Source organism: Chitinophaga sp. SYP-B3965 (assembly GCF_009647655.1).
In the GTDB taxonomy this organism is placed as follows: Bacteria; Bacteroidota; Bacteroidia; order Chitinophagales; family Chitinophagaceae; genus Chitinophaga.
This window is the reverse complement of sequence record NZ_WJFD01000003.1, coordinates 456,045-482,429: the sequence shown is the minus strand read 5'-3', so window position 1 is coordinate 482,429 and position 26,385 is coordinate 456,045. Positions and strand designations below refer to the sequence as shown.

Genomic DNA, 26,385 nt, shown 5'->3' with positions numbered 1-26,385 from the left:
CATTGCAACCATTCCGTTTTTGCATGGTAACTGCAGAAATTGAATTATTTTTCAGATCAATACACCCTGTCCCCACTAAAATTTCATCTTATTATAGACATCGATTAATATCATTATGCAACCAGATCACAACCATATCAAGGAATTATACCTGCAGCGGCTCATGGATAAGCTCACCGAACAGGAGGAGCTGGAGTTAGATGCTGCCATGGAAGACCCGGGGATCCGGCAAATGTGCCAGGAACTGGATGAATTGTATGCTTCTCCGGAAATGCGGGAGCTTTTGAGGGAAAAACCTACGGGTACCCGGTGGAATGAGTTGATGGAGCGGATGATCGAGCGGGAGGATGAACCGGTACGGCATATGGCTATCCGGAATTGGGCTGCCGCCGCGACCGTTTTATTAGTGATCGGGGTGAGCACCTGGTTTTTATGGGGAAGAACCCAACAACAATCCATTAACCTTTCAGCCGCAACCGAAAACGCGGTAAAATCATATGATATAAGACTAAAATTATACTCTGGTGAGGAGGTAGCTTTAACCGGGCCGGAATCAAATAGTTCGCGTTTGGTAGGAGATGTGCAATTGATGAGTGAGAATAAAACACTGCGTTATCAGCAGCGGTCAGGGGGTGGCAGTTTATGGAATACCCTGGAAGTACCGGCTAAAAAGGATTACAAGATCCTCCTGTCCGACGGTACCGTTGTTACGCTCAATTCTTCTTCCAGCTTACGTTTCCCATTCTCTTTTACAGGGAATACCCGGGAAGTGGAGGTGAGGGGAGAGGCCTATTTTGAGGTAGCCAAAAATGCAGAGAAACCTTTTATTGTACATACACCTGATGGAGATATCCGGGTTTTGGGTACATCCTTCAACGTGAATACCTACCAATCTGGTAAAACAACCGCCTCCCTTGTTGAGGGTAGTATAAAAGCGATAACCGGGCGTGAGGAAGTGTTGTTAAAGCCTGACCAGGAGGCTACTTTTAAAACCGGCCAGCCTATTGCTGTTCAGGGTTTTGAAAAATCCAGGGCATTATCATGGATGAATGGGGTCTGCTTTTTCGAGAGTGCAGGCATGAATGTGATAGCTGATGTCATTGACCGCTGGTATGACATAAAGATCGTGTATGACAACCCAGCCATTGCCGGATATAAATTTAACGTGCGGCTGGATAAGGCCAGGCCCTTGGAAGAGTTCCTGGCAGTGCTGAAGATAGCCAAGGAAGTGAATTACAAATTTGAAGGAAACATACTCCATTTACAATAACACCAAACGATCTCCATTAACACGTAACTTATTAATACTGAATTGCCATGAACAACTTTGATCTCATTACCAACAGAATTCAATACATTCTCCTTGAGGATAATCTCAACTGGGAAGAAATTGCATGCAGAGCTGGAGAACATGGCTCAAACGTTCGTGAAGAATTGATGGAGAAGTTAGATGACGCCAGTGAGCTTTTGCAGCTCATGGGATACCATATCGAAATTGTAAGAAACTCAGAACGCATTCGTTAGTAATCCTAATACCATACCCCACACTGTTTTTTCTCCCATTTGCAATCCCTGCAGGGGACGATTATGTAGTACCTATTCCACATGGCTATTAACCGAAGATTAACATCTTTTGTCTCACCCCACTTTGCTATTTTCTGTAACTTCAATGAAAACAATCCCTTATTTTCGAATTGTTTTTACCCAAACAGGGTTCCTTCAGACGAGGAACATTTGTTTTGGTTTTCTTCCATTTGTTTACGCTTAATTATATCCAGTGAGCCATGAGGGAAGATCGCACAACTCCAAAGGATTCGGGCCGTTCCCAGGAAATACTGCAAAAGCTATTCTTTAAGTTCCGTGAATCATTGATCATGGAAGCTTACGGGATACTTCATGATGTTTATGAAGCAGAGGATGTTGTGCAGGAAACATTTATTATTCTATGGGAAAAGGACCATCTGGCCCATGTGAAACCAGCTGCCTACCGATCTTATCTTTACTGTGCCGTTAGAAATAATTCTTTAAGCCGCCAGCGTGTTGTGCAAAGTACCCAGCGCAAAAAGGATCGTTTTTCCGAAACAGCCCCGCAATTTGAGCATAAGAACTATGGAGAAGTCTGGGAAATAAGAAAAAGGATCAACGAGGCGGTGCAAACTTTGCCGGAACAAAGGAGGTGGGCGTTTATTAAGTCGCACCTGGACCGGAAGACTTACCGGGAAGTAGGGCTTGAAATGGGGTTGAATATGGAAACCGTTAGAAGTCATGTGAAAATAGCCTTGAAAACATTGCGGGAATTATTGGGGAATCTGAAATGAACCTCACGGATAGAAGAATTTACTGAGCTTAAGATAAAAGTAATCCTATCTCATGTATAGGATTTTGTTTATTAGAGAATGTTGTCCCGATTTGCCTTTTATATCGTCGTCCAATTTTTAATATACAGGTTGTTATACCATGAACCAATGTCTGTAGAAATAGAAATTGATTGCCATTTTATAGCGTCCAGGAATCTGTTACTCCGCTGGGTAACAGCACGTTTTGAAAAAATCAATAGGATTTAAACATGTCAGGTAAGATTATGCCTTTCATCAGTGGACACCCCAAATGGATTATCATATGCATGTTCATTTCCCTGACATTGCATGCCCAAAGCGTTCCCGAAGAACGTACGTTTACCTATTCCGGTTATACTTCCATTAACAATATCTTCAAGGCTATCCAGAAACAGATGGGCCTCTCCGTTACTTTTGAAAATTCCATCCTGAACAAAGAACTAAAGTTGCGTGTGAACTTTAGAAAAGCAAGTGTCCGGGATGTGATGGACAAAGTAACAGAAGGCATGAACGTTAGTTGGGTAGTGGTGAATTCACAAATAGTATTATACGCAAAGGACGCACCGGCCGAAGTGAAGGTGAAAAATGTGCTGAACATTTCCGGATCTATCATGGATATAGATGGAAATCCTTTGCAAGGGGCTACCATCGTAGTGAAGGGGACTAATAAAGGAGCGAGTACCGGAGCGAATGGACGTTTTAATATTGATGCTGTTCCCAAACGTAGCTGGCTGGTGATCAGTTCTGTAGGTTTCCTCAGCAAACAATTCTTCCTGGAAAATGAGACGGAGCTTTCCTTTACCCTTGATCCGGGTATTACACAAATGGAAGGTATCACGATTGTGTCTACGGGTTATCAGAGTTTGCCTATGGAGCGTTCAACAGGTTCTTTTGTACCATTGGATAGTGAGCTGGTGCAAAGAAGGGTTGGGACGAATATCCTGGACAGGTTGGATGGGGTGACTAGTGGGATGTTAAATTTTACGAGTGCCACTCCCGGGAATATTTCAAAAATGCCAGTTGTTACTTCCCTTGGTCTTTCGCTCAGAGGTCTCAGTACTTTATCTCCGAACCAGGTAAATACAAATCCCCTGATCGTATTGGATAATTTCCCTTATGAAGGAGATGTGAGGAATATTAATCCCAATGATATTGAATCCATTACTGTATTGAAAGATGCAGCATCCGCCAGTATCTGGGGTGCAAGAAGTGGTAACGGGGTAATTGTGCTTACCACTAAGAAAGGACGGTTGAATGAAAAGATGAAGATCGACTTCAATACAAATATCACTATTGGCAGCAGGCCTGATCTAAATTATGATCCGAACTATTTAAATGCAGCAGACTACATTTCCCTGGAACGGCAATTGTATGGTCTGGGGTATTTCAATCCAGATATTAATAATACCACAAGCAGACCTGCTTTGTCTCCTGTGATAGAGATCCTCACAAAAGAAAAAGCAGGACAACTGACTCATGAAGAAGCGGAAGCACAGATCAATCAGTTAAAGGGAAATGATGTGAGGAGAGATTTCAAGAAGTATATGTATCAAAGTGCTGTTAACCAACAGTATGCAATCAATCTGAGAGGCGGTGGCAGGGACATCACTTATTATTTGTCGTTAGGGCATGACAGGAATAGGGATAATCTTGTAAGGAATGGTATGTACAGAACTACAGTCACTTCGTCCAGTATGTTTATGCCAACTAAGAATCTGGAAGTGACGGCATTTATGAACTATAGTTACAGCAAAGTGAACCAGCATAATGAGTTACGGTATGGTGCTGTTAAAACCGGAGGATCTACTTATGATGTATTGTATCCTTATGCTCAGTTGGCTGATGAGTTTGGGAATGCTTTGCCCACTATGAAAGATTACCGGACCAATTATACGGATAGTGTTTCGCGGCTTGGCTTCCTGGATTGGCGGTACAGGCCATTGGATGAGGTGAACGAAGCCAATAATTATACAACTATTCAGGGGATTGTTCTCCGGGCAGCGGTTAAATATAAGTTTGCTTCTTTCCTTAATGCCGAAGTGCTGTATCAGCATGAAAAACAATTAATTGAATCCAGGAATTACAGGAGTGAGGATACGTATTTTACGAGAAACCTGATCAATAGATTCTCTGTGTATGATGCTGTGACCCAAATGGTAAAATACAATTTTCCAAGAGGAGGGGTCTTGGCTCAGGGGAACTATGACTGGAGGATACATAATCTAAGGGCCAATTTGAATTATAATCAGAGTTTTGACCGGCATGCGATTACAGGTATTGCAGGGGCTGAGCTCAGGGAAGTGTCTGCTTCAGGAACTGAAAGGAATACGGTTGGGCATTTTGATGAATTTGGCATGCCTGATGGAAATTTAAACCTCAATGTCTTGTACCCCACCAATCCGGTTGGCGCAACTACCTTGAATTCCGCATTGCCGATGAATGGAACTGTATTGGGAACTTTAAACAGATATGTTTCTTATTATGCCAATATTGGATACAACTATAATAAGCGGTATGACTTTACATTAAGTGGAAGAAAAGATGGGGCGAATTTATTTGGAGTAAAGGCAAATGAAAAGATCACTCCGCTTTGGTCTGTTGGTGCAGGATGGGAGATGAACCGGGAGATGTTCTATCATGTTTCCTGGCTGCCGTACCTGAAACTAAGAGCTTCATATGGTTTCAATGGTAATGTCTATAATGGATCAGCTTATTTGACGGGAACCAATTTTACTAATCCTTTAACCGGGGCGACATCTATTGTTGCACTTTCGCCAGCTAATGATCAGCTAAGATGGGAGAAGGTCAAGCTATTAAACTTCGGTGTTGATTTTAGTACCAAAAGGGCAAGGCTTTCTGGTACCATAGAATATTTTATGAAAAACGGAGTTGATCTGGTAGAAAGGGTAACATTAGCCCCACAAATAGGATTTGGTACTGTGAATAAGAACTCAGCAAGCACCCTTACAAAAGGATGGGATGTTTCCATTACCGGTCGTATAATGACAGGGCGTGTGAAATGGAATGCTACACTACTATTCAATGCTTTGCATGATCAGGTTACAGCATATTCCTTTAAACCAACTTTTGGCTCGGTGATCACGAAAGAACCTGGTGCTTTATTATATGTTGTAGGCAAGCCGCTTAGAGGGTTGTTAAGTTATAAATGGTCTGGGTTGGATCCTAAGAATGGTGATCCACAGGGCATTCTGAATGGGGAAATCAGTAAAGATTATAATGGTATTATAAGGAATTTTAATCCTGATAGCCTGGTATACCACGGTTCAGCTACCCCTACTTTTTTTGGGTCTCTCAGGAATGATTTGTCATATAAGAATTTCTCCTTATCATTTAATATCATTTATAAACTAGGCTACTATTTTAGAAGGCCAAGTATTAACCTTAACTATCAGAATATTCTGTCCTCTTACATGAATCGTGATTTTTCCAATCGTTGGCAACAGCCTGGAGATGAACTTAAGACCAATATACCATCGTTAAGTTATCCAAGTAATACTCAACGTAATGATTTCTATCAATACTCTGAACTATTGGTAGAAAGAGGAGATCATGTCAGGCTACAGGATATAAGAATAGGGTATACCTTTGGAGAGTCGGTTTCTCCCAGGATCTCATTCAAAAGAATTCAGGTTTATTCTTATTTAAGCAATTTGGGGATAATCTGGCGGGCGAATAAGTTTAAGATAGATCCTGATGTCTATCATGTTCCTCTTGGCCATAATTTGCCCAACCCATTTGCTATTTCAATAGGTGTTCAAGCTAATTTTTAAAATGGTAGGAATGAAAAATACTTTAAGAATAGCTTTTATTTGTGCACTTGCTTTTTATGGTTGTAAAAAGCAGAATGAATGGTTGGATGAGAAAAGACAAATATCAGATAATGTACCAAAAACATTAAAGGATTTTCAGGCAATTATTGATAATACCACAATAATGAACGCAACCTACCCAACTATTGGTTTGTTGGGCACTGATGATTATTATTTTCCGGATGGTATTGTATCGAGCTTAAATGCAATAAACAGAAATGGCTATTTATGGAATAAAGAAATCTTCGAAGGACAACCTTCATCGGAGTATAATTCGGCCTATAATATTGTTGCCAGTGCAAATATTATACTTGAAGGAGTGGAGGCCCTTGATAAATCTGCTGAAAAAATTAGTGATTATAATAATGTTAAAGGGCAGGCATTATTTTTCAGAGCAATGATGTTCTACGAGTTGTCGACCATTTTCTGTAAGCAATATGATGTAAATACTGCTACTAATGATCTGGGTATTTGCATTAGAACAATATCGGACGTTCATCATCTGGAACCCAGGTCCTCTGTTGAGAAAACATATAACCTAATTACCCATGATTTGAAAGTTTCGGCTTCGTTATTGCCAGCAGTAGCTGTATATAAAACCCGACCATGCAAATCAGCAGCATTTGCATTATTGGCCAGAACTTATCTCCAAATGGGAAACTATGCAGATGCTAAGGAATATGCGGATTCCGCCTTAACTTATACTAATAAGCTATTGGATTTTAATAGTGAAACAATTTCTATCCTGAAGCCTTACAGATTTCCGGACTTTAAGTTAGAAAACCCAGAGATTTTATTTTATGCAGTTGGATTTCCATATGCGGTAATCTCACCTAGTGTTTCGTCAAATAGGTCTTATATAGATAGCGTATTGTATCAATCTTACAATGAAAATGATCTTAGGAAGACATATTTGTTTGCCATCGACAATACCGGTAAAGCCAAATTCAGAGGTTCTTATACAGGGATTGATATGGTCTTTACTGGCATTGGAATCAATGAAGTATATCTGATTAGAGCAGAGAGCAATGCGAGATTGAATAACGTTACGTCAGCAACGGAAGATCTAAATAAATTATTAATCAATCGATATAAAAAAGGAACTTATTCTGAATTCCTGACCAATAATCCAGATACTGCATTAATTAAAATATTGGAAGAACGTAGAAAAGAGTTGCCTTTTACCGGACAGATCCGGTGGCAGGACTTAAAGCGTTTGAACAAAGAGTCTCGTTTTGCGAAGGTGCTCAATAGATCATATAACGGTACTTTATATGAATTGTTTCCTAATGATAAGCGATATGTATATCCCTTTCCTCAGAATGAAATAGATCTGGCAGGGATACAACAGAATGAAAGATAGCAAGTGTATTTAAAAAGGATTACTTCAGGCTTTAAATCTGAAGTAATCCTTTGATTTTTCTTAATTGTACAAGGTGAAAATGGTAGCTTCAGGGGCCGGTATAAACTGACCAGAAGAATAGCCAAATGAAGCGATGACAGTACAAACATATTCAGCATTACCGAGGCAACCATCAGAGGGAGGTGTAGAACCTACCTGATATACAGTTGAGGTGGGAGCTGTGTTTGGCACAATGTAATAAACGTCCACAGCTGCTTTGTAATTACCATAGGCTCCAACGGCGCTAATAAACATAACTACCGCTAATGATGCGAGTTTGATCTTTCTCATAATAGTTGATTTTTAATAGAAGTGGTCTAATGTATGTATTGGCCATTTGACCCAGGTATGGCCATTCACCTGTTCATTAAGTATAGAGTTTAGTGTAAAATTTGACTTAAGACCAACTCAGCATATTATACTGCCGGGCTTGTAAATTCCTTTTCTCAAGAAGGATCCCGACAATGCTAATAGCCATGAAGAATAAATTGAAGAAGAGGTGTTTTGTCCAGGTTAGATCCTTCAGTACTCCTCCGCAGGAACAAGGAATTGTTCCATAATAATTGAGTTTGATAAGGATGATGTAACCTGTGAATAAGGTAAGAAGAAACAGTGAAGCCCATAGTCCCTTTAGCAGGGTCCTTTTAAATATGAGCATTCCGGCCACGATGAACTCCGCGATAGGTATACCCAATACCAGGAAAGGCGTATACTTGTTATCGAACGGCTGTGCGTTCATTTGAAATACCGTGGTTTTGTAGTTGATTAGCTTGCTTCCTGCTGTGTAGACGAATAAAATAAACAGCAGTAGCAGGATGGTCTCCATGATCCATTTACGACGTGACATAGTAATTCATATTTCTGGTTACAGGAATCTAGATCTCCCTAATGTAAATTAGCAGCTGCTTTTCTCGAACAATAAAATTAAAGATGGAGTTTGGTGGACGAATGGAAGAATGATGCGATACTTTTAGTTACAGTCCCTGTAATGCACTCTCATATCAAATGTAAAATCTTTTGTAAACTTCGTGATCATTTTGCGAAGGTGTGTTGCCATAATGAGTAAGGTTCTTTGCAAGAATACTTAGGCTCTTTTTTCTGCATGCTTTTCCGGTAATCTGAGGGAGATTGCCCAAAGGTAAAGGTAAACACCCGTGTAAAAGCCGCAGCGGATTCATATCCTACTTCCCATGCAATTTCATGCACAGGCATTTCTGTTTCTATCAGCAGTACAGCTGACCGATGCAGCCTTTCTGCGCGTATGTATTCCCACATCTGATGTTTGAACACCTGTAAATATGTTCTGCGCAACTGGGCGGGTTGAATAGCAAACTTCTCAGCCAGCATCTGAACAGAAAGTTTCTTATCTATATTCTCCTTAATGTAAACCTGTACTTTTACCATTCTCTCGTAATCCGGATGTTGTTCGAATGGTTGTTCTTTCTGCAAAGGAATACCGATCTCATCAAGTGATTTAAAGAAGAGATCAAGGATCAATACTTGTCGTTTTAAACGCCACAGCTCTCCGCTGTAATCATTGCGCTGCACATCCTCAATTAACTGCTGACAGGTTTGGTTAATCAGATTGGCTTCGGCTTTTGACTGGAGCGGGCATTCTTCCGCAACCGGCCCGGATCCTGTAACCGGAGAAATGTAGGGTGGATGAAAAAGCAGGAAGAGGATCTTACAGGAACCGGGGTTCATCTTTAAGGTGTGATGCCCTGGCTTGAGAGAGAGGGGACTGTAGCTTTTTTCCTCCAATTCCAACTGATGGGACTTGCAAGTGCTTAAGGTGGCTTTACCGTTTAGATTGTAAAGCATTGCTGCAGATACTTTGGGCAGCTTAACTGTTAATTCTTCTTTTTTGGCCAGTTCCAGATTGTATACCCAAACCGTGTAATTGTGGTCTGAGAAATACTGTGGCTCAACGTTGCCGAACCGGCCCTGATTAATGTTTGTGTCTGATCCCTTTAGAATAAGTGGTCCTGTTTCTCCAGGTACTCTACCGGCCCTGGTAAAGCATCCCCCCTGGAAAACACTACTTGTGCTTTTCATTGACATTACGAAAAATTGAAGGTTAATAATAGGTATTAAGCTAGTTGGCAGATATTAAGCTAGTTGGGATAAATAATATTCTCGAAACACATTGGAAAAGACTAATATAAAAACAAAATCCCGTAAGGTTAAGTTCGCAGCACTATGATTTTTCAATTCATGGTTATATGATTTTTTAATAAGTCGTAGATGCGTTTCCGTAGTTGTAATTTCTTTGTTAATCAGACATGTATTTTGGAAAATATGACATCAGTAGCGTTTCTGATGTGTGTCACGCCATTGTCATCCAGATAAGCGTGTTTGTTACTCCTCTGGGTTTAAAACGTTTTGATGCTATTAAAAATTCCCCCTTTTTGTGTCATGGGAGAGGATATCTATTCAGTTAGGGCTAATATTTGATGATAACAGCATAATTTATTGTCATGACACTTTCACATTTGAATAATTGAAAGATCGTTTAGCTAATGTAGACCCTATCTTGTGTGTGATAAGCAACATAAGTCGAAGAGAAGAAAGATTAATCGACCAAATCATTTTTTGTATACCTAAGCATTTACTTTTTATTGTTATTGTAGTCATTTTTATTGTTTTTGTATGATACACGCAGTTCCCGAAAATTTAAACATTAACAGCCTGAGCTATGGTTAGTTGACAACAACTTTCCCTTTCAAATTTGCGCGCATTAGATTTTAACAACAACATTTTGTTGAAGGGGATAGTTATGTGTGATCCCAACCAAAGTAAGTATCTAATTGAACGAATGCTACTCTTTATTGATTTGATGGCGGAACACTACCGCTGAGCACTACTATTATCTACAGATAAAAAAGGCCAGGGCTGAGAGCCCTGGCTTTGAACGCTTTAAATTTAGTATCCGAAAAGCAGCTATACTTAAACAATCTGTTAAGACAGCCTCCGCATTTGCGGGGGCCTTTTTTTTACGTACATTTAAAAATTAATATACTAAACTATGAAATGCAGCATTTTTTCTTTCCTCTTATTACTATTGGCTTCCTTTGGGAAAGCGCAGGATGTGAAGCTGGCTTCCGGAAAAATTGAAGGGTTGAAGGGGGTGGATTCCTTCCATATTGTATTTGATTACACGAAGCTTTCTGTGGGTGATGCAGGCCGGGAGGCAAATTATATCCGGCTGAAAAGGGCAGAGGCAGAGAAAAGGGCGCCGGGTAGTGCGTATGCCTGGGAGGAGAAATGGAGGAATGATAAAGGCAAACATTATGAGCCGAAATTCATCGAGCAGTTTTTAAAGGCGTCAGATATTAAAGTGGGGGATTTTCCTGATACGCGTTATCAGCTGATCTTTAAACCGATGTTGCTGGAGCCGGGTTATAGTAATGGGGTTATAAATAAAGCGGCGAAACTGGATGCGGAAGTTTGGATCGTGGAGAAGGATAATCCGAAAAAGGCATTGGTGAAGATCAAGGTGGAGAATGCGGCGGCTAAAGGGAAGTATGATGAAGATCCTGCATTGAGGATTGCGGAGGCGTATGGGGATGCGGCCAGAGGGCTGAGTAGGTTTTTGGGGACGGGGTTGAAGAAATAGGAGGGGCTGGAAGTTTGCCGCGCAGCAAAGGGCGGAATTTTTTTATTTTTTTTGAGGGATGGTTTTATTATAGTTTTAAAAAACCTCTTTCCGCGCAGGGAATGGTTTTTATTATAGTAAAAAACGACACCTCCTTCAGTGCAGGGAATGGTTTTTATTATAGTAAAAAACGACACCTCCTTCAGTGCAGGGAATGGTTTTTATTATAGTAAAAAAACGAGACCTCCTTCAGTGCAGGGAATGGTTTTTATTATAGTAAAAAAACGAGACCTCCTTCAGTGCAGAGAATGGTTTTTATTATAGTAAAAAACGACACCTCTTTCCGCGCAGGGAATGTTTTTTATTATAGTAAAAAACGACACCTCTTTCCGCGCAGGGAATGTTTTTTATTATAGTAAAAAAACGACACCTCCTTTTTGCTCTTGCTGGTGTGTTAAGTGGTTTCTGGAACTGCCTTTGGCTGCCTCAGTTGGCTGCGGATCTTTTCCCGGTGCATGGTGCCCCATATTCTTAAAGCATCTACGACCTGGCCTAAGGAGTTACTGTATTCGGTTAGCTCATATTCTATGGTTACAGGAGTGGAAGTATATACATGGCGTATTACAAAACCATTCAGCTCCAGTTCTTTCAATTCATGGGATAATACTTTTGCAGCAATACCTTTTACCGTTTTCTGCAATTCATTAAAACGTTTATTACCAGAACTGAGCGCAACGATAATAGGCAGTTTCCATTTGCCATTTAAAACGTATAATGCATCCTGTACGGCACTGAGGGCAGTGCAAGCTTCCCATTCAGCTGAAATAGTTTGTAATTGTAACATAGCATATCTTTATAAGAAGTATGACTTACCTCGATGTAACTACTTACCTTTGGGTAACCGCTTACTAATTGTAAGCAAATGTACATAAGTTTGCAAACCTGTTAAAAATAAAAACCAAATAGATTTATGAAAAAGATTACCCTCTTTATCTTCCTGCTGGCAGCATCGGCAACCAGTTTTGCTCAAACCTCCTGGAAAGTGGACAAATACCACGCACAACTGAAGTTTGATGTGCAGCACATGGGACTTTCTACCGTTTCTGGTAATTTTACTGATTTTGACGCTACTATCACATCTGATAAACCTGATTTCAGCGACGCTAAATTTGAACTGACCGCACAGGCTACTTCTATCAATACAGGTGTTGGCCAACGTGATGATCATTTGAGAAGTCCGGATTTCTTTAACGTAGCCGCTAACCCTACTTTGACTTTCAAAAGCACTTCCCTGACCAAGGTAAGCGAGGGTAAATATAAAGTAACAGGCGACCTGACCCTGGCTGGTGTAACTAAGTCAGTAACTTTGGACCTCTGGTATCGTGGTACCGGCGATAGCCCAATGACTAAAAAACCTGTAGCTGGTTTCCGTGTAACGGGTTCCATCAAACGCAGCGACTTTAAATTCGGTTCCAAGTTCCCGGCTGCTGCCCTGAGCGAAGACGTGACCATTACTGCTGATGGCGAGTTCAACAAGCAATAATTTTAAACTTTTTTGAATAGAAAAACCCGCTCCCAGAGCGGGTTTTTTTGTTTATTTATATAAAGTCTACAGGATTGGTAGGATAATAGAAAAATATCCCTATCTTTACATCAGAATATTACCCGTTTTTAAGATCATTATACCAACAACATTAAAGAAAACATATGCGTACTACAAACCGATATGCGGACTTTTTGCCCCAGAATTACGAGATCAGGAATACTAAGCCGCTTGACAAAACGAAGATCAAACCGATCGTTGCCGGCAGCACTTTCCCCTTGTTCCATCTGCATAAAGATGATTTTGTAGTACCTTTTTCTTTCCTGCAACAGGAGAGTAATTATATAGTAGGCAGCGAGTTGCTCAACCAACCGCTGGTACTGGCATTTTATTCCATTCACTGGAATGATTATGGTGTTAATTACCTCGAACAACTGGAAGCATTACATGCGGACATCCAGGTAATGGGTGGTCAGCTGCTGGTGGTTTCTGCGGATGACAGGAAGGAGTTGGAAGCGGAGCTTGCTAAACATAATTATACTTTCCCTTTAGCCCTCGACCGTAATCATAAGATTGCGCAGGGTGCAGGCATTTATGCTGAAACGGATCCGCTTTGGGATCGTATTTCTGGTATTGAAGTCAATGCGCCATTGCCGGCTGTATATGTGATCGGGCAATCGCAAAGACTGACGTATACCTATATTGATCATTATTTTGAGAAGAAGATCAATGAGCGGGAGTTACTTTCTGAAGTGTACAGGGCTGGGCAGGCAGTGGCTTTGAGCCGTGCTATTGCGTAGAGTTTGCTTTATTTGAAAGTGATTCGCCTAAGAGATTATTGCTTTATGGCTTTTGTTTAAGATGATCGCCTAAAGGAATTGCTTCATTTCGTCTTCAATATCTTTACGAAGGTCCATCAGCCGATGGGCATACTTCTCCATACTTAATTCGTGTTCTGTTTGTGGCACCCATTTGGGGATCGGTATTGTTTTTCCCTGATCATCGATGGCCGCAAATACCATGATACAGTGGGTGGTTTTTACTTTTTCCGCCTGCCTTGGATTTCCGGCGTACACATGAATGGAGATATGCATACTGGTATTGCCGGTATAAATAATTGAGGCAGAGATCTCTACTAAGTCCCCGATAGAGATGGGTTTATAAAAACGGATACCTCCCACATAAACGGTTACACAATACTGGCCACTCCAATTGGCAGCACAGGTAAAACCGGCCTGGTCAATCCACTTCATCACGGCTCCACCATGTACTTTTCCACCAAAATTCACATCAGAGGGTTCTGCTAAGAAGCGGAGTGTTACAGTATGTTGCGGTGTTTTCATGCTGCTATATTAATACATTTCCGGGAAAGGGAGTATATTGTTGTATTGTTTATACCTATGGAAAATCTGTATAAAAAGATCCGCCTGATATTTATTCCTTACCTCTTGCTGTTGCTGGCATGCATGGTGGTTTACTCTTTTTTAGACTGGCGGTTATACCTGCTCAAACCTTCTGATAAAATACCCGAGGGCGTTGTTCTCATCCTTGGGCCGATTGTGCTGGCTATTGTGGTAGTCCTGATCTGGTTGCGGCCAAGGCTTCGGCTGCTGACAGTAAAAGCGGAAAGAACGCGTCCGCAGTTTACTTTGAATATGCTGTCTGTTGCGGCGATGGCCATTCCTGTTATTCTGTTACAGCATTTGCTGGTTAAAATTACGGGTGAATTCGCGCATTTGAATGCTCCGTCTGATATAGTGAAGAAAGGTTATGCAAAATATTATTCGGTGCCACAGTTTGCGGAATTGAAAAAGTATGCATACATCAGATCCGCTACTACCACATCCAATAAAGGGAAAACATATGTGCATCATGTGTATTTTGCTATGCCGCTGATCGATAAAGCGGTATTTCAGAATTGGTATTTTGTGGGAGATACAATGATTGCCTTTAATCAGTTATTTAAAGATGATAAGATGCCGCTGGTATGGCTGTGTACAGAGACGCAGTTTAAGATCAAAAAGAAAGCGAATACGGAAGCAATAGAAAGGGAATTTATTGATGAGAGTATCGCCAACTTTATTGATAAGGGGTTTTCCGGCGTTACTTACATGGAGAGAATGGGTAATAATACTTTGCGGCGTGAATACAGGAAAACGATCATCAGGGAGGATAGGAAGAATGAACTGCTGATACTCGAGGCGAAGTTTTCTCCATTTGAAAAAAGATATGAGCGGGAGCTGAAATGGACGATCTTCGGTACACTTTTAAGTAGTGGTTTCCTGTTATTGATATTTGTGATCTTTACATGGGATGAAGAGCGCCTGCGGGCATTAGAGGATAAGAACAGGATCTGGTAGGATTTATCTCTTCTTCTTACGCCAATCCCATGGGGCAATAGGATGTTTATCATTCCATAACCCCGCCTTTTCTTTCTTCGCTTTCAATTCTGCAGCCGCCCATACTTCGCTTTTGGAGAAGTTCTTATAGTGCCAGGCGAAACCTGCTAGTAAGAGACGGTAATTGAGGGAGGTATTATCCGGAAGGAATACTTCTGCTACTACGCGGCGGTATTGATCTTTACTCTTTTGTACGGCTTTTACCACTTTGCCGAAACATAGGCCTGACGTGAATTGTTTGGCTTTTTCACCAAATGGTTGTCCTTTTTCCGGAGCATCTACTCCGAAGAACCTTATCCGTATTGGTTTTCCGTTTACAAGCATTTCAATCGTGTCCCCATCCTTTACGGCGGTTACTTTTCCGGTGTAGGTTTGAGCGGTTGTTGTGGCGGATATAAAAAGGATCAGGGTGATCAGGAAAACTCGCATGGGCGCAAGTATAGAAAAAAATCCTTGGTAAATTCAATCCGTTTGGTATTTTTATCCTCTATGATGCAAACGTTTGCAGCCTTACCACGTTCACAGTCAATTAAATACACTCTCCCATGAGGTCCACATTAATTTTATTATTCCTCCTGCCTTTATTTTCAATGGCGCAGCAGCCTTCTAAAAAGGAGATGGCCAAGCTGATAGATGAGAACATGCAATTTGCCGTTAAGCAGTATAAAGTATTGCAGGATAGTACCCCGGCCAACAGGATGCCGCGTTCTTTTCAAAAGGGGCGGTCCATTACTTCTGATACCTATTGGTGGTGCAGTGGTTTTTATCCGGGTACACTCTGGTACCTGTATGAATATACGAAAGATGCTAATGTACGTGCAGAGGCGGAACGCAGATTGGCTATACTGGAAAAGGAAAAACGACATACGGGAGATCATGATATCGGGTTTATGATCTTTAGCAGTTTCGGGAATGCTTACCGGATCACAGGAGATAAGAAATATAAAGACGTGATCGATACAGCGGCGGTTTACCAGATCACGCGTTACAGGCCTGCTATTCATTCTATTCAGTCATGGAATAAAAGCAAAAACCTCAACTGCCCGGTGATCATTGATAACATGATGAACCTGGAGCAGTTACTCTGGGCTACTGAAAAAGGTGGTGATAAAAAGTTCCGGGAGATTGCGATCATACATGCGAATACTACTTTGAAGAATCATTATCGTCCGGATCATAGTACCTTTCATATTGTGGATTATGATCTGTCTACCGGCTCGATCATTAAGAAGGTGAATGGGCAGGGCGCGCATGATACTTCGGCCTGGAGTCGTGGGCAGGCTTGGGGGCTTTATGGGTACACGATGATGTATCGTTTTACGAAGGATGCTAAATACCTTTCTCAGGCGCAGGGGATTGCTGCGTTTATTCTCAATCATCCTAATCTGCCGGCGGATAAGATCCCTTATTGGGATTATAATGCGCCGAAGATACCTACTTCCAGGGATGCTTCTGCTGGGGCTATTGCGGCGTCTGCTTTGTTGGAGCTTGGGCAGTATGTTGGTAAAACTGATAAAGATAAGTATGTGGGTGCGGCGGTTGTGATGTTGCGGGCTTTGTCTTCTGATGTGTATAGGGCTAAGTTGGGGGAGAATGGAGGGTTTATTTTGAAGAATAGTGTGGGGTCTTTTCTTGCTAATTCTGAAGTGGATGTGCCTCTTACCTATGCGGATTATTATTTTTTGGAGGGGTTGATGCGGTATAAGAAATGGTATTTGTAGCTTGGTTTTGTAAGATATTGGAGGCCGCCTTTTTGGGCGGTCTTTTTTTTGTTGTAGGGGGCTGGGTGTTTGCCGCGCAGCAAAGGGCGGAGGTTTTTTTATTTTTTAGGGGAGCATTTTTTAGGGCGCATGATTCTTTTCTTCTTTTTTGAGAAGGCGCTTTTTTTTGGTGTGTGATTCTACTCTTCTAAAAAAACTACACCTGTATCTCTATGGTGCAGATGTTTCCTGCTATATCATAGACTTTTACGGTGAAAGGTTTTTCTATGAGGGGATGTTCCCATTGTTTGTTATTCAGTACGGCATGTCCTGTGCCTACCTGCACTTTTATTATCCGGTGTTTGCCTGTGGTTTTGATGACCACTTTCTCTTCTACAATTACTTCTACTTCCGGTTTGTGGTAGGCATCCTGAAAAGCTGCGTTGAAGGCGGTTTGGCCGGGTTTCTTTATGGATTGATAGTAAGCCTTCTTTTCCGGGTCTTTGACAGCCGCTTTGGCGAAGTCGTTGGCTCTTTTGAAGCGTTCCTGGTTCGCTATCTGGGTGGGGGTTTTGGGAGGGTATTTGCAGGGGCGGTTGCACATGACCGTTTTACCGAACCGCTGACGGAAGACGATCTGCTTTGCGAAGGTACCTGTGGCCTTCCGGAGGATGACGTTATCGTTTGTTAGTGCCATAATACTAAGATAAGACTATTATCTTGCATTTCTCATCGAATCTTTAGCCTATGTCAAGCGAATCTAGGGTATTGGAAGGTACCTCTTGCAAGACACCTTCTGTTGTTTAAAGTGAGGCGGCTACCCGGGGTAACCTCCGGGTGGCTGGTTTTATTCGTTTGGCGGACTTCTTTTTTCGTTTCCCCCACCAGATGTAAAAACCAGTGATGGGTAAACTGGCGCAAATTAGGCTGGCAAAGAAAGCAATGAACTTGCCGGTGAGGCCCAAAACGGCACCCACATGTATGTCATAGTTCATCCGGTAAATTTTTTCTCCGGTAGAAGCGTTGGCGAATGTTTTAGCATAAATGCCCCCGCCTTTTATTTCTGCTAAAGAATACTTGTCGAAATACCGGAACTGCCTTTTGTAGAAAGTTCCTTCCCCCGGGTTGTATACTGCACCGATGGCATCTGTTGGTAAATACGCAAACTGGATCTGGATAGTTCCTGTTTGCTCCGGGTATTCTTTTTGCAGGTTTGCCCATGCTTTATCTTCCGGAGATACCAGTACTGCTGACTTTGCCAATAAGGTATCTGAAACGCCCTTTTGAAATTTCGGGAGGCTTTTTCCTCCCGTGAGCGTATAGTAATAAGACTTTGAAAACCACTGGAAACCATAAACGAGCCCTGTCATGGCAATCACCAAAGCAAAGACCATGGCATAGAAACCCAGCACATTGTGCAGATCGTAATTGATCCTTTTGGGGCCGGCGTCGGTTTTTATCTTAAAGCTTTTGTTGCGGTTGGCTTTGCTCCATTTCTTCGGCCACCACATGATGAGGCCGGTGATGAGGAGTACCACGAAGATCAATACACCTGTGGCAACAATGGGCTGGCCGATGTTTCGGGGCATCCATAGTTGGAAATGACCTTCCAGTACAAAGCGAAAGAAATCATGCTTGAGGGCTTTCTTCTTTAGTATGGTGCCGTTGTAAGGGTTGATGTAGATCATGGTGAAGCCATCTTTCTTATCCACGAAAGAGGCTATCGCAGCTGTTTTAGGGCTGCCATAGGAAACGCCGGTGATCTTGTTGATACCAGTGTCCCTGCCAGCACCAAAGGCTTCTTTTCCTGCAATGGCTTTCAGTTGGGAAGGCGTGAGGTAAGGTTTGGCTTCCGCTGTTACAAACTTGTAGGGTTGGGTGAGATCGGACAGCTCATCTTTGAAAGCATACAGGCAGCCTGTTACGCTTACGATGAATACGATGAGTCCGGATGACAGGCCCAGCCAGAGATGTAGCCAGTTGTTGATGCGGCGCCAGGTGGATTTACCCTTTTTCTTTTGCGTGCTTTGCTGCATGATGGATCCCGGGTGGTTTTTTGTGCAAAATTGCAGCAGACAGGGAAAAATGGTCTTCGAAATCGGGAAAAATATTTACGCAAAAGGGAATCTTTTCGAATCCAGCCCTAAAAATGTAAATTACGGGTATGATGACCTCCTTTAAAGTAACGGTTGATAAAGAAGAGTTTGAAGTACGCTCAGAACTGCGCAACAACAACATCGCTGTGTTTATTGCACATGTGAGGGGTGAGGATATTACGTTTGCGCTGGACAGGCAATATGATCTCCGGCCACAGGCTTATAAGGGGAAGATTGACCCTCAGCTGCTTGTTAAGATTGCAGATGCCATCCTCAACCTGGAGGAGTTGGATGAAGATGATAACGTTTACTAGCGCTTAGCTTTTACAAAATCCCTCAGATAACCGCATTGGCCCATGATCTCTTTATAGAATTCCGTATTGCTGTAATCCTTTACCAGTAAAGGGAAATAGGCGTTCTGGTGGGTGGCTTGCATGTACCAGTCATCATCTTTAGCGTTAATATGCTTTTGGGCACAACGGGCTGCCATAAACAGGGCTTTAGCTTTGAACTCCTTGTCCGTAGAAGCTTCCGCGGCTTTCTTATAATATTCTTCCGCATCGTAGCAACCGAAATATTGTTTCAGGAAAGGGGTGTTTTCATGCTCAGGTGCATACCACCAGGTACTTGGGCGATAATCTACAGAAAACTGGTAGGCGTGACCGTAGTAGGAAATGCTGAATAAACCAGTGGCGTATTGGTAGTAAACATTAGGGTCTACGTTCTTTCCTTTCATCTTCTTTTCAAGATCTGCCATTTTAATCGCATAATCCAGTTGACTGATGCCGCCTTGTTTTGCGGAGTCTGCATCTTCGTATCCGAAGTCCTGCAGCTGATCTATGAATACATTTTTGGAATAACTGCTGCTGCCGCTGCGTTTGAACCAGGTAACGGCATTGTTGAAATCATGTTGCCTTACGTAGTTGAGGGCGATGATCTGTCCCAGTTCGTTATCGCTTAGTTTCAGGTTATCGTAGAGGTATTGTTCGTAAGGTGTTTTGCGCTTTTGTTGTTTTCCGTCGTATAGTGTGTGCAGTTGTGCCGTTTGCAGGCTGTCTGTGATGAAACCCCTTCCGGTGGCGATGTCGTAACGGAAGGAATACTGTTCTACCTGGTCTCTTTTCATGAAGATCAGGGCTTTCTTTACAGGATCATTTTGTTTGGCATACCGTGGGGCGATCATGTAATCCAGCAGGTTGCGGTACATCCTGGCAAAGAACATCTCATTGATGGACTTGTTGTCTTTTTTAGAAGTATCGATACGGGTATCCAGCCATTTGAAAGATTCCAGCAGTTTGGCTTCGAAGTCTTTATCAATTTTCGGTTGTTCATTTACGGTTACCAGCAGGCGTACAATTTCCCACTGATCCTGTACGGCAGTGCGGTTGTTATTGGATTTGGCAGTGGCGAGCCTTTTATTCGCACCGGCATAATCTTTCAACATGAAAGATATATAAGCAGAGGAGGTGTGCCATAGGGCAGGCTCTTTTACTTTTCCGCCTGTGGCGAAATTGTCTAAAAGTTGCTGGAGGTTTAGTACCTGGGTTTGTTCCGGTTTTGATACCATGGCTAAGAAATTAGCCTGATCATCTAAGACGGAATATAGGAAACCATCTTCCATTTTATTGATCTCCCGGGCGAGTAATACGTCCAGCATGGGGGATGTTGGATCCAGCTGGTAGACTTCTTTTAAACCTTCGGGATTATAATCTACGGCTCTGAAGGCGTACATCGCAGCTACTGTGGCTTTTTCGCTATTATTGGCGCACAACTTCATTACTTGTTGGGGATCAGCTGCTGCCCATCCTGTATTCAGATAGGCCAGGGTTCTTTGTGAGGGCGCGTTTTCGAAGATCCGGGAGAAGAAGTAGACACTTTTTGCAGGCTGCCCTGTGCGTAATAATGCGCCGGCTTTTAATGCCAGGGCTTTATAATGGATGAGTGAAGATGATGCAACAGGTGCTGCTATTGAATCATAGAGATTGATCGCCTGTTTGAATGTTTTGCTGTAATGCGCCATGCGTATGGCCTGGAAGGCAAAACGTTCTTTGATGCGCTGATCTTTACAGGCTTTATATAATTGAACGCCGTTACGGGAAAGGCGCATCATGGTTACGGAATCGGGAATGGGGGCTGTCCATACATCTTCGCTATGGGTATAGGCTTCGCATTGTTTGGCATACATGAGATAACCTAGTGTTTCCAGGTCTTTACTCTCTATGAAATAGCGGGTGAGTTCATTTTTTATGAAGTTGTTTGTCAACTTATGAGGTGTGCCTTTATCAATAAATGCATAAAGGGCTGCGAGGTCCGGACGGGTGTAACCATAAATGAATTCATTCAGGTCGTTCTCTTTTACTTTCTCTTTAAAGAAAGCACTCCATTCTTTAAGGTTTATTGTTTGTTCCGACTCTTCCATGCCATAGTAGCTGGTGAGGCCGGTATAATAGAAAGGTTCAAATCCTTGTTTGGCGCCGATGTTGGGATTGTAGAAATTCGGGTAATAATCGTAAGGGTCTGGTTCCGGGCCGCAGGAGAAAACGTCTGCAAAGAAACAAAACAGCAGGCTACTCAAAAATATTGTAAATCGTTTCCAGTTCATGGTGGTTATACTTTCGCAGGATAAGAGAATCAAGATGATAAAAGATCACAGTAGGATTGTAGGCTTGCCTTTGCCGGGACAAATAACGGGCTGCTTTTTTCAACAGATCGGGGCTGCACGTCTCGAAGCGGATCACATCTCCCCTGCGGATCATATAACCGTTGAGGGTAGTATCCTGCAGGCTGGTGTATAGTTGTTTTCCCTGGGGTTCAAAGAGTGTTGTGTTTTCCAGTTGGGTGCTTCCGATATTCCGGAGCAGCCCTGCATATAGTTTATTACGGAACAACACACTCCATTCGAACAGGGGCAATGCCAGGTCCAAAGATAATGGATAATGGCGGATCTGATCATCTTCCGTGTAGGCTTTCAATTCTTCCATATTGAGAATGGAATTATGATCTCCGAATTTACGGAGATCTCCCATGTTATAACACATCAGCAAACCTTTGTCTGCCGGCGGGATACCATTGGTGCGGGTATATTTTACCTGGTGCATGCGGATGGTGACAGACAATTGTTTATTGGCCATAAAGGCCTGTTGGCGGACGTTCCTTAAGAAACCGAAATAGGCTGCTTTGCTGTTCCGTGTCCAGTCGCAATCCAGTTGTACTTCTTTTACTTTGGTGTTTTTGCATAATTGTTCCAGCAGGGAGCATACGCGTTGGGCCATGAGCAGAGTGTCTTCCTTTTTCTCTTGCCAGATCTCATTCATGAGGAATACGACGGGCACAATTTCCATGCTATCAGGAAAGGGGGCACGCTGATCGAGGATGGCAACGGGATGGGCTGTATGTTTTGTGGCGTCCCAGGTTACGTCGAACATTTTTACGTATAACTTTTTGGCCAGCGGGGTGGTTTCTCCCTGGTAACGTTGCTTCCAGAAATAGAAGGCAGGTGTTATTTCGCGTGGGCTGGTGGAGCAGGCCATGCATAATAACATCAAGGCTAAGTATTTCAGTTTATCCATGCAGCATAGAGGTTGGCTTTGCCGTAAATAGATGGTTGCTCCTGCAGGCGATGCACATTTTTAAAACCGGATTCGAGCAATAATCTTTTAAGGGAAGAGAAACTGGCGGGGAAGGGAACCCAGTGGTTGGGAGTGTCCGTATCGTATTCCACGAGTAAGAGTGTGCCGTTGGGTTTCAGGGCTGCTTTTACTTTTCGGAGGAAGGAACGTTTATCTTCTACAAAGTGTAGCGAATTGGCCATTAAGATCCCATCCAGTGGTGGCAATTCCCAGTCTGCCGTTATAAAATCCATTTTTTGTAAGACAATGGAGGGGTGGTTGATCTTTACAGGGTATTGATCTATGGCGTACACGGTACTTTTGGGATGGAGATAATTGAGCAGGGCATTGGTAAAGAGCCCGCTGCCACAGCCAAGATCCGCCCACACGGCAATACTGCTTTTATCAAATTCATCTGATCTTATGAGCTCTATGGCTGTTGATAGTTCCATTATTTATTGATCGCTATTATTTTATATCCTTCGGGGCTGGTGTTGAACCATATCTGCCCGCTTCCGATCATGGCACCCTGATAGTTACGGAAAATCCTGTCCAGCCGCTGGGTTTCCACCACTTTTTTCAGGCTTTCATCAAAAACTTTGGAGTAGGCTTTTTTAAAGGCCTCCGGCGTTTTGTAGTTTTTTAATGGGAAGCGAATATACGCTGTAATACTATCTACCTGGTCTTTCTTTACCCAATCCTTAAAAGAAAGGAGGAATTCTTTGAAGCCGGCGGGATCGTCGAACCCGGCATTGGCCCAGGTGGAGGGGATGGAGCCGTCTTCAAAAACGGTGTCCTGTGCATGGATCTCATGGGTTTGGGGATTTACTACAGGCTGAGGGGCTGGTTGAACCGGTAAGAGTTCTTTGGCGCCGTCCACGATACTGCTGTCTTCCTGATTGTTGGTGGCAGCAGTGTTACAGCTGAAGAATAATGCAAGCAGCAGGAGGTATCTCATATATGGTGGTTTTGGCTCTCTTAAATTTACTTAATAAAAAGCAGGATATCGCAATTACCGGGCCGGTGTATGGGCTAATTTTGATTTTATGGAAGCAGTATATTATATGATCAGTTATGACATCGACAATTGGGAAGGGTTTTCTCAATACGGACCTGCGTTGGTTCCTTTATTTAAGAAATATGGGGCTGAGGTATTGGCATCTGATACGGCGGGGATCGTTGTGGAAGGGGAGGGGAGGATGATGAATGCCATTGTGAAGTTTCCTTCTAAGGAAGCGGCATTGGGGATGTATGATGATCCGGAATATGTGGCGATTAAGAAATTCAGGACGGAAAATACGAGCAGGTGTACGATGGTTTTAGTGGCTTCCCTGGGTTCGCGTGTGGGGTAAAAAAATATTTGTAGGTATGATTTATTTGTGCTTATCTTTGCAATCCCAAAACGGAAGAGCCTTCGGGTTTTGATGTGGGTTTGGATCGGTAGTTCAGTTGGTTAGAATGCCGCCCTGTCACGGCGGAGGTCGCGGGTTCGAGTCCCGTCCGGTCCGCAAAGCGGATAAAATTGATTCTGAATCAATTTTATCCGCTTTTTTTTTGATAATCAATTTGGGTCAAATTCCACAATCCATTCAATACCGTATTTATCCCTAAACATCCCTGCGTAGGTGCCCCAGGGACTGTCACCAATAGACCCTTCAATGTCTCCGCCTGCCGATAGTCCGTTAAATATTTGATCGGCCTCTTCCTTACTTTCGGCACTAACAACTATTTTAGACCGGTTTTCGTTTTCGTTTACCCGCCCCATAAATTCCGGAACATCATTGGCCATTAACACATTGTGTTTTCCTATAGGCAAGGCAATGGTCATTATTTTACTTGCTTCCTTTTCTGCTACCGGAAATTCAGCACTTGCCAGGTCCCCGAAACGAATGACCTTGGTGAATTCTCCGCCAAAAACTGATCTGTAAAAAGTGAATGCTTCTTCAGCATTTCCATTGAAGTTGATCCAGGGGGTAATTGTTCTCATAACTTTATTTTTTAGTTTTTAATTTTCCTTCTTATAATTTCAGCGATAAGGCTGTCAACAGATTTTCCAAATTGCTCATTAACATCTTAAATCCTTCTGTGAAGCCCATTTCAATCATCTTCTCCATGCGGGCAAGGGATTCATTATAAATAGTAATACTGACTTTTGTCTTTCCGTCTTGTTCGCTAAAAATGTAATCCCATTCAGAACCCGGCAATTCGGGATTTTCGTCTTTGTCTGCAAAAGAATTATACATTTTAAAATTCGTTTTCGGAGTAATGGATGTATATTTCTGAATTGCCCAACGCTCTTGTCCGTCGGGGCTTATCATAGCATAAAACCTTTGCCCTCCTACTTTGAAATCCATATACTTAGTTTTGGCGCGCATAGGTGCAGGTGCACCCCATTGGTCCAGTAGTTCCGCTTTGGTAAAAGCATCCCATACTAAAGAAAGTCCGGCATTAAACTCCCTGGTTATATAAACCGTTTTCGCGTTTTTGTCAACATTAAAATCAAATAGCAGATCGTTGTTCATTATTTCTGTTCTTTAATTGTTGTTAATAATTGGTCAAGTTGGTTAAATTGAGTTTCCCAGTTTTGCCTGAATTGGGCTAACCAATGGTCAAACTCCTGCATTTTTTTCGCGTTAAAGTGATAATAGATCTCCCTGCCGCTATGCACAGGTTTAATCAATTCGCATTCGTGCAATACTTTAATATGTTTTGATACCGCCTGGCGGGTCATGTCAAATTTTTCCGCCATTGCATTTGGTGTTAATGCCTGGATAGCGATTAACGTTAAAATAGCCCTGCGTGTTGGGTCTGATATGGCCTGGAATATATCTTGTTTCATTCTTGATTATTAATTGTGCAACCCTTAGGTTGCAAATATATATGCAACTTTTGAGTTGCGCAAATATATTTTATATTTTTTTTGTCGAGGTATAATGTGGGTATTTCATCAAAACTGGCCACCCTTTATTTTCCATACTAAGTAGTTGAATTTATGGTGTTTATGAAAGTTAGTAGTAGGATCAGGGGTTTGTTTTAGCTTTTTTCGTTTGGGGAGATGCCGTTGGAATGGTAGGAGGTCCGTGGTGGGGGAATCAATTATCCTGAAAAGCAGTATAGAATACTGTATCAATAAAAAAGAGCGTATTTGAATTTACAATCACGTTCTCATCGTGAATATCTTCCAGAATGATGCCCAATTCCTTATTGTAGTAGTTATTAGTCGGCACACCATTTCTTTTCCGGTTTTCAAAACCATTATAGGCGAGCAATTTCGTTACATCTGATAAATCAATGGCATTGTCAGAAGTAATAAAAGGTTGTTGCAGAACTGCCTGAAAAGAACCTTCTATCTCAATAAATCCAAGAAATGTATAGGCTGTATTAGGGAAAAGGAGATTGTGTATTACAATGCTATTAAAAACTCCAGCCAGGTAGCATAATATACGCCATCATTTAACTTAATAACACTTTTACTGTCATGATCAAAGTATACGCTTGCTTCACCTCCTCTGGCGAGAAATTTTTGGGGATCAGGGGCTTGATTTACCCACAGGTTGTTTTCCAGGGCATACGTTTTTAGGAATTCGACCTGTTCTTCTTTGATGACTGATTTACTTTCGAAATCTGTTTTAACCGTTGTACTTGTGCTAAAGCTTCGGCATAGGAGATTTCTGATTGCTGTGCAATTATCTGTTGACCCCTCAATGATAACTCCTCTAATGATATTCTCAAGTTTGCTTCTGGTATCATTATACTCCATTTGTTGTAAAAATAGTAAAATTAGTACAAAACCTGATTTAGAGGGTCTGATTCACTTGTAATATGTTGATTATCAGTTAGAATATGGAAGTGTCAAGCCTTGTTGATATGGGGAAA

General features: G+C 42.1%; 27 protein-coding genes, 1 tRNA gene and 1 pseudogene. 13 read left to right on the top strand and 16 right to left on the bottom strand.

Annotation, left to right across the window (positions count from 1 at the left end; all coding sequences use genetic code 11):
• Positions 1-115 precede the first annotated feature (115 nt).
• The 5 genes from GFS24_RS19745 (at position 116) to GFS24_RS19725 (ending at position 7,529) form a co-directional block, all read left to right on the top strand.
• A complete protein-coding gene (locus GFS24_RS19745; RefSeq protein ID WP_153662396.1) occupies positions 116-1,270 on the top strand; it encodes a FecR family protein in 1,155 nt (384 codons plus the stop codon).
• Between the two features lie 47 nt (positions 1,271-1,317).
• Positions 1,318-1,524, top strand: a complete 207-nt coding sequence (locus GFS24_RS19740; protein ID WP_153662394.1) for a hypothetical protein — start codon at positions 1,318-1,320, stop codon at positions 1,522-1,524.
• 260 nt (positions 1,525-1,784) lie between these two features.
• Entirely contained in the window at positions 1,785-2,318 is a 534-nt protein-coding gene (locus GFS24_RS19735; protein WP_153662392.1) for a sigma-70 family RNA polymerase sigma factor, read from the top strand.
• 248 nt (positions 2,319-2,566) lie between these two features.
• Positions 2,567-6,127, top strand: a complete 3,561-nt coding sequence (locus GFS24_RS19730; protein WP_153662390.1) for a SusC/RagA family TonB-linked outer membrane protein — start codon at positions 2,567-2,569, stop codon at positions 6,125-6,127.
• Positions 6,128-6,137: 10 nt separating this feature from the next.
• Positions 6,138-7,529 (top strand): RagB/SusD family nutrient uptake outer membrane protein, encoded by a 1,392-nt coding sequence (locus GFS24_RS19725; protein ID WP_173003130.1) that lies wholly within the window; start codon positions 6,138-6,140, stop codon positions 7,527-7,529.
• Between the two features lie 60 nt (positions 7,530-7,589).
• Here GFS24_RS19725 and GFS24_RS19720 read toward each other — a convergent pair whose 3' ends face one another.
• From GFS24_RS19720 to GFS24_RS19710, 3 genes are all read right to left on the bottom strand, one after another.
• Positions 7,590-7,859 (bottom strand): hypothetical protein, encoded by a 270-nt coding sequence (locus GFS24_RS19720; RefSeq protein ID WP_153662386.1) that lies wholly within the window; start codon positions 7,857-7,859, stop codon positions 7,590-7,592.
• 106 nt (positions 7,860-7,965) lie between these two features.
• Positions 7,966-8,415: a MauE/DoxX family redox-associated membrane protein gene (locus tag GFS24_RS19715; RefSeq protein ID WP_153662384.1), complete on the bottom strand. Its 450-nt coding sequence runs from the start codon at positions 8,413-8,415 to the stop codon at positions 7,966-7,968.
• A gap of 185 nt (positions 8,416-8,600) precedes the next feature.
• Positions 8,601-9,623 carry a helix-turn-helix domain-containing protein gene (locus GFS24_RS19710; protein WP_173003129.1) on the bottom strand — a complete coding sequence of 341 codons (1,023 nt, stop codon included), beginning with the start codon at positions 9,621-9,623 and terminating at the stop codon, positions 8,601-8,603.
• Between the two features lie 970 nt (positions 9,624-10,593).
• Between GFS24_RS19710 and GFS24_RS19705 the strand changes: the two genes are divergently transcribed.
• Entirely contained in the window at positions 10,594-11,184 is a 591-nt protein-coding gene (locus tag GFS24_RS19705) for a hypothetical protein (protein ID WP_153662380.1), read from the top strand.
• A 433-nt stretch (positions 11,185-11,617) separates the two neighbouring features.
• On the opposite strand, the gene GFS24_RS19700 is transcribed toward GFS24_RS19705, so the two are convergent.
• Positions 11,618-12,007, bottom strand: coding sequence for a helix-turn-helix domain-containing protein (locus GFS24_RS19700; protein ID WP_153662378.1), 390 nt, complete (start codon positions 12,005-12,007; stop codon positions 11,618-11,620).
• Between the two features lie 126 nt (positions 12,008-12,133).
• Here GFS24_RS19700 and GFS24_RS19695 point away from each other — a divergent pair, with 126 nt between their 5' ends.
• Both GFS24_RS19695 and GFS24_RS19690 read left to right on the top strand, forming a co-directional pair.
• Positions 12,134-12,706, top strand: coding sequence for a YceI family protein (locus GFS24_RS19695; protein ID WP_153662376.1), 573 nt, complete (start codon positions 12,134-12,136; stop codon positions 12,704-12,706).
• Between the two features lie 164 nt (positions 12,707-12,870).
• Positions 12,871-13,506, top strand: coding sequence for a redoxin domain-containing protein (locus tag GFS24_RS19690; RefSeq protein ID WP_153662374.1), 636 nt, complete (start codon positions 12,871-12,873; stop codon positions 13,504-13,506).
• 69 nt (positions 13,507-13,575) lie between these two features.
• On the opposite strand, the gene GFS24_RS19685 is transcribed toward GFS24_RS19690, so the two are convergent.
• On the bottom strand, positions 13,576-14,049 hold the full coding sequence (locus GFS24_RS19685) for an acyl-CoA thioesterase (protein WP_153662372.1): 474 nt from the start codon (positions 14,047-14,049) through the stop codon (positions 13,576-13,578).
• Between the two features lie 57 nt (positions 14,050-14,106).
• Here GFS24_RS19685 and GFS24_RS19680 point away from each other — a divergent pair, with 57 nt between their 5' ends.
• Positions 14,107-15,066 (top strand): hypothetical protein, encoded by a 960-nt coding sequence (locus GFS24_RS19680; protein WP_153662370.1) that lies wholly within the window; start codon positions 14,107-14,109, stop codon positions 15,064-15,066.
• A gap of 3 nt (positions 15,067-15,069) precedes the next feature.
• Here GFS24_RS19680 and GFS24_RS19675 read toward each other — a convergent pair whose 3' ends face one another.
• Positions 15,070-15,534, bottom strand: a complete 465-nt coding sequence (locus tag GFS24_RS19675) for a thermonuclease family protein (protein WP_153662368.1) — start codon at positions 15,532-15,534, stop codon at positions 15,070-15,072.
• A 116-nt stretch (positions 15,535-15,650) separates the two neighbouring features.
• Here GFS24_RS19675 and GFS24_RS19670 point away from each other — a divergent pair, with 116 nt between their 5' ends.
• Entirely contained in the window at positions 15,651-16,826 is a 1,176-nt protein-coding gene (locus GFS24_RS19670) for a glycoside hydrolase family 88 protein (protein ID WP_153662366.1), read from the top strand.
• Between the two features lie 196 nt (positions 16,827-17,022).
• Here the strand turns inward: GFS24_RS19670 and GFS24_RS19665 are convergent, their stop codons facing one another.
• A complete protein-coding gene (locus tag GFS24_RS19665) occupies positions 17,023-17,502 on the bottom strand; it encodes a hypothetical protein (protein WP_153662364.1) in 480 nt (159 codons plus the stop codon).
• A 106-nt stretch (positions 17,503-17,608) separates the two neighbouring features.
• Complete coding sequence (locus tag GFS24_RS19660; RefSeq protein WP_153662362.1) at positions 17,609-18,841, bottom strand: PepSY domain-containing protein; 1,233 nt, start codon at positions 18,839-18,841, stop codon at positions 17,609-17,611.
• A 128-nt stretch (positions 18,842-18,969) separates the two neighbouring features.
• Here GFS24_RS19660 and GFS24_RS19655 point away from each other — a divergent pair, with 128 nt between their 5' ends.
• A complete protein-coding gene (locus GFS24_RS19655; protein ID WP_153662360.1) occupies positions 18,970-19,215 on the top strand; it encodes a hypothetical protein in 246 nt (81 codons plus the stop codon).
• On the opposite strand, the gene GFS24_RS19650 is transcribed toward GFS24_RS19655, so the two are convergent.
• Genes GFS24_RS19650 through GFS24_RS19635 form a run of 4 tightly spaced genes read right to left on the bottom strand, consistent with a single transcriptional unit; the run spans position 19,212 to position 23,467 of the window.
• The gene (locus tag GFS24_RS19650) at positions 19,212-21,503 is read right to left on the bottom strand and encodes a hypothetical protein (protein WP_153662358.1); all 2,292 of its coding nucleotides are present in this window, start codon (positions 21,501-21,503) and stop codon (positions 19,212-19,214) included. The two genes, GFS24_RS19655 and GFS24_RS19650, sit on opposite strands and share 4 nt — an antisense overlap.
• The gene (locus GFS24_RS19645; RefSeq protein ID WP_153662357.1) at positions 21,469-22,470 is read right to left on the bottom strand and encodes a hypothetical protein; all 1,002 of its coding nucleotides are present in this window, start codon (positions 22,468-22,470) and stop codon (positions 21,469-21,471) included. Before GFS24_RS19645 ends, GFS24_RS19650 begins: the two co-directional genes overlap by 35 nt.
• Positions 22,458-22,961 (bottom strand): trans-aconitate 2-methyltransferase, encoded by a 504-nt coding sequence (locus tag GFS24_RS19640; protein WP_153662355.1) that lies wholly within the window; start codon positions 22,959-22,961, stop codon positions 22,458-22,460. Before GFS24_RS19640 ends, GFS24_RS19645 begins: the two co-directional genes overlap by 13 nt.
• The gene (locus tag GFS24_RS19635; RefSeq protein WP_153662353.1) at positions 22,961-23,467 is read right to left on the bottom strand and encodes a hypothetical protein; all 507 of its coding nucleotides are present in this window, start codon (positions 23,465-23,467) and stop codon (positions 22,961-22,963) included. Before GFS24_RS19635 ends, GFS24_RS19640 begins: the two co-directional genes overlap by 1 nt.
• Positions 23,468-23,555: 88 nt before the next feature.
• Between GFS24_RS19635 and GFS24_RS19630 the strand changes: the two genes are divergently transcribed.
• Both GFS24_RS19630 and GFS24_RS19625 read left to right on the top strand, forming a co-directional pair.
• Entirely contained in the window at positions 23,556-23,861 is a 306-nt protein-coding gene (locus tag GFS24_RS19630) for a DUF1330 domain-containing protein (RefSeq protein ID WP_153662351.1), read from the top strand.
• 82 nt (positions 23,862-23,943) lie between these two features.
• Positions 23,944-24,017 (top strand) — tRNA-Asp (locus GFS24_RS19625).
• Between the two features lie 53 nt (positions 24,018-24,070).
• Here GFS24_RS19625 and GFS24_RS19620 read toward each other — a convergent pair.
• The 4 genes and pseudogenes from GFS24_RS19620 to GFS24_RS29490 form a co-directional block, all read right to left on the bottom strand.
• Positions 24,071-24,496, bottom strand: coding sequence for a VOC family protein (locus GFS24_RS19620; protein ID WP_153662349.1), 426 nt, complete (start codon positions 24,494-24,496; stop codon positions 24,071-24,073).
• Between the two features lie 31 nt (positions 24,497-24,527).
• The gene (locus GFS24_RS19615) at positions 24,528-25,031 is read right to left on the bottom strand and encodes an SRPBCC domain-containing protein (RefSeq protein WP_153662347.1); all 504 of its coding nucleotides are present in this window, start codon (positions 25,029-25,031) and stop codon (positions 24,528-24,530) included.
• Positions 25,031-25,348, bottom strand: coding sequence for a helix-turn-helix transcriptional regulator (locus GFS24_RS19610; protein ID WP_153662345.1), 318 nt, complete (start codon positions 25,346-25,348; stop codon positions 25,031-25,033). The genes GFS24_RS19615 and GFS24_RS19610 overlap by 1 nt, the downstream gene beginning before the upstream one ends.
• A gap of 253 nt (positions 25,349-25,601) precedes the next feature.
• Positions 25,602-26,269: pseudogene (locus GFS24_RS29490) on the bottom strand (hypothetical protein).
• Between the last annotated feature and the right edge of the window lie 116 nt (positions 26,270-26,385).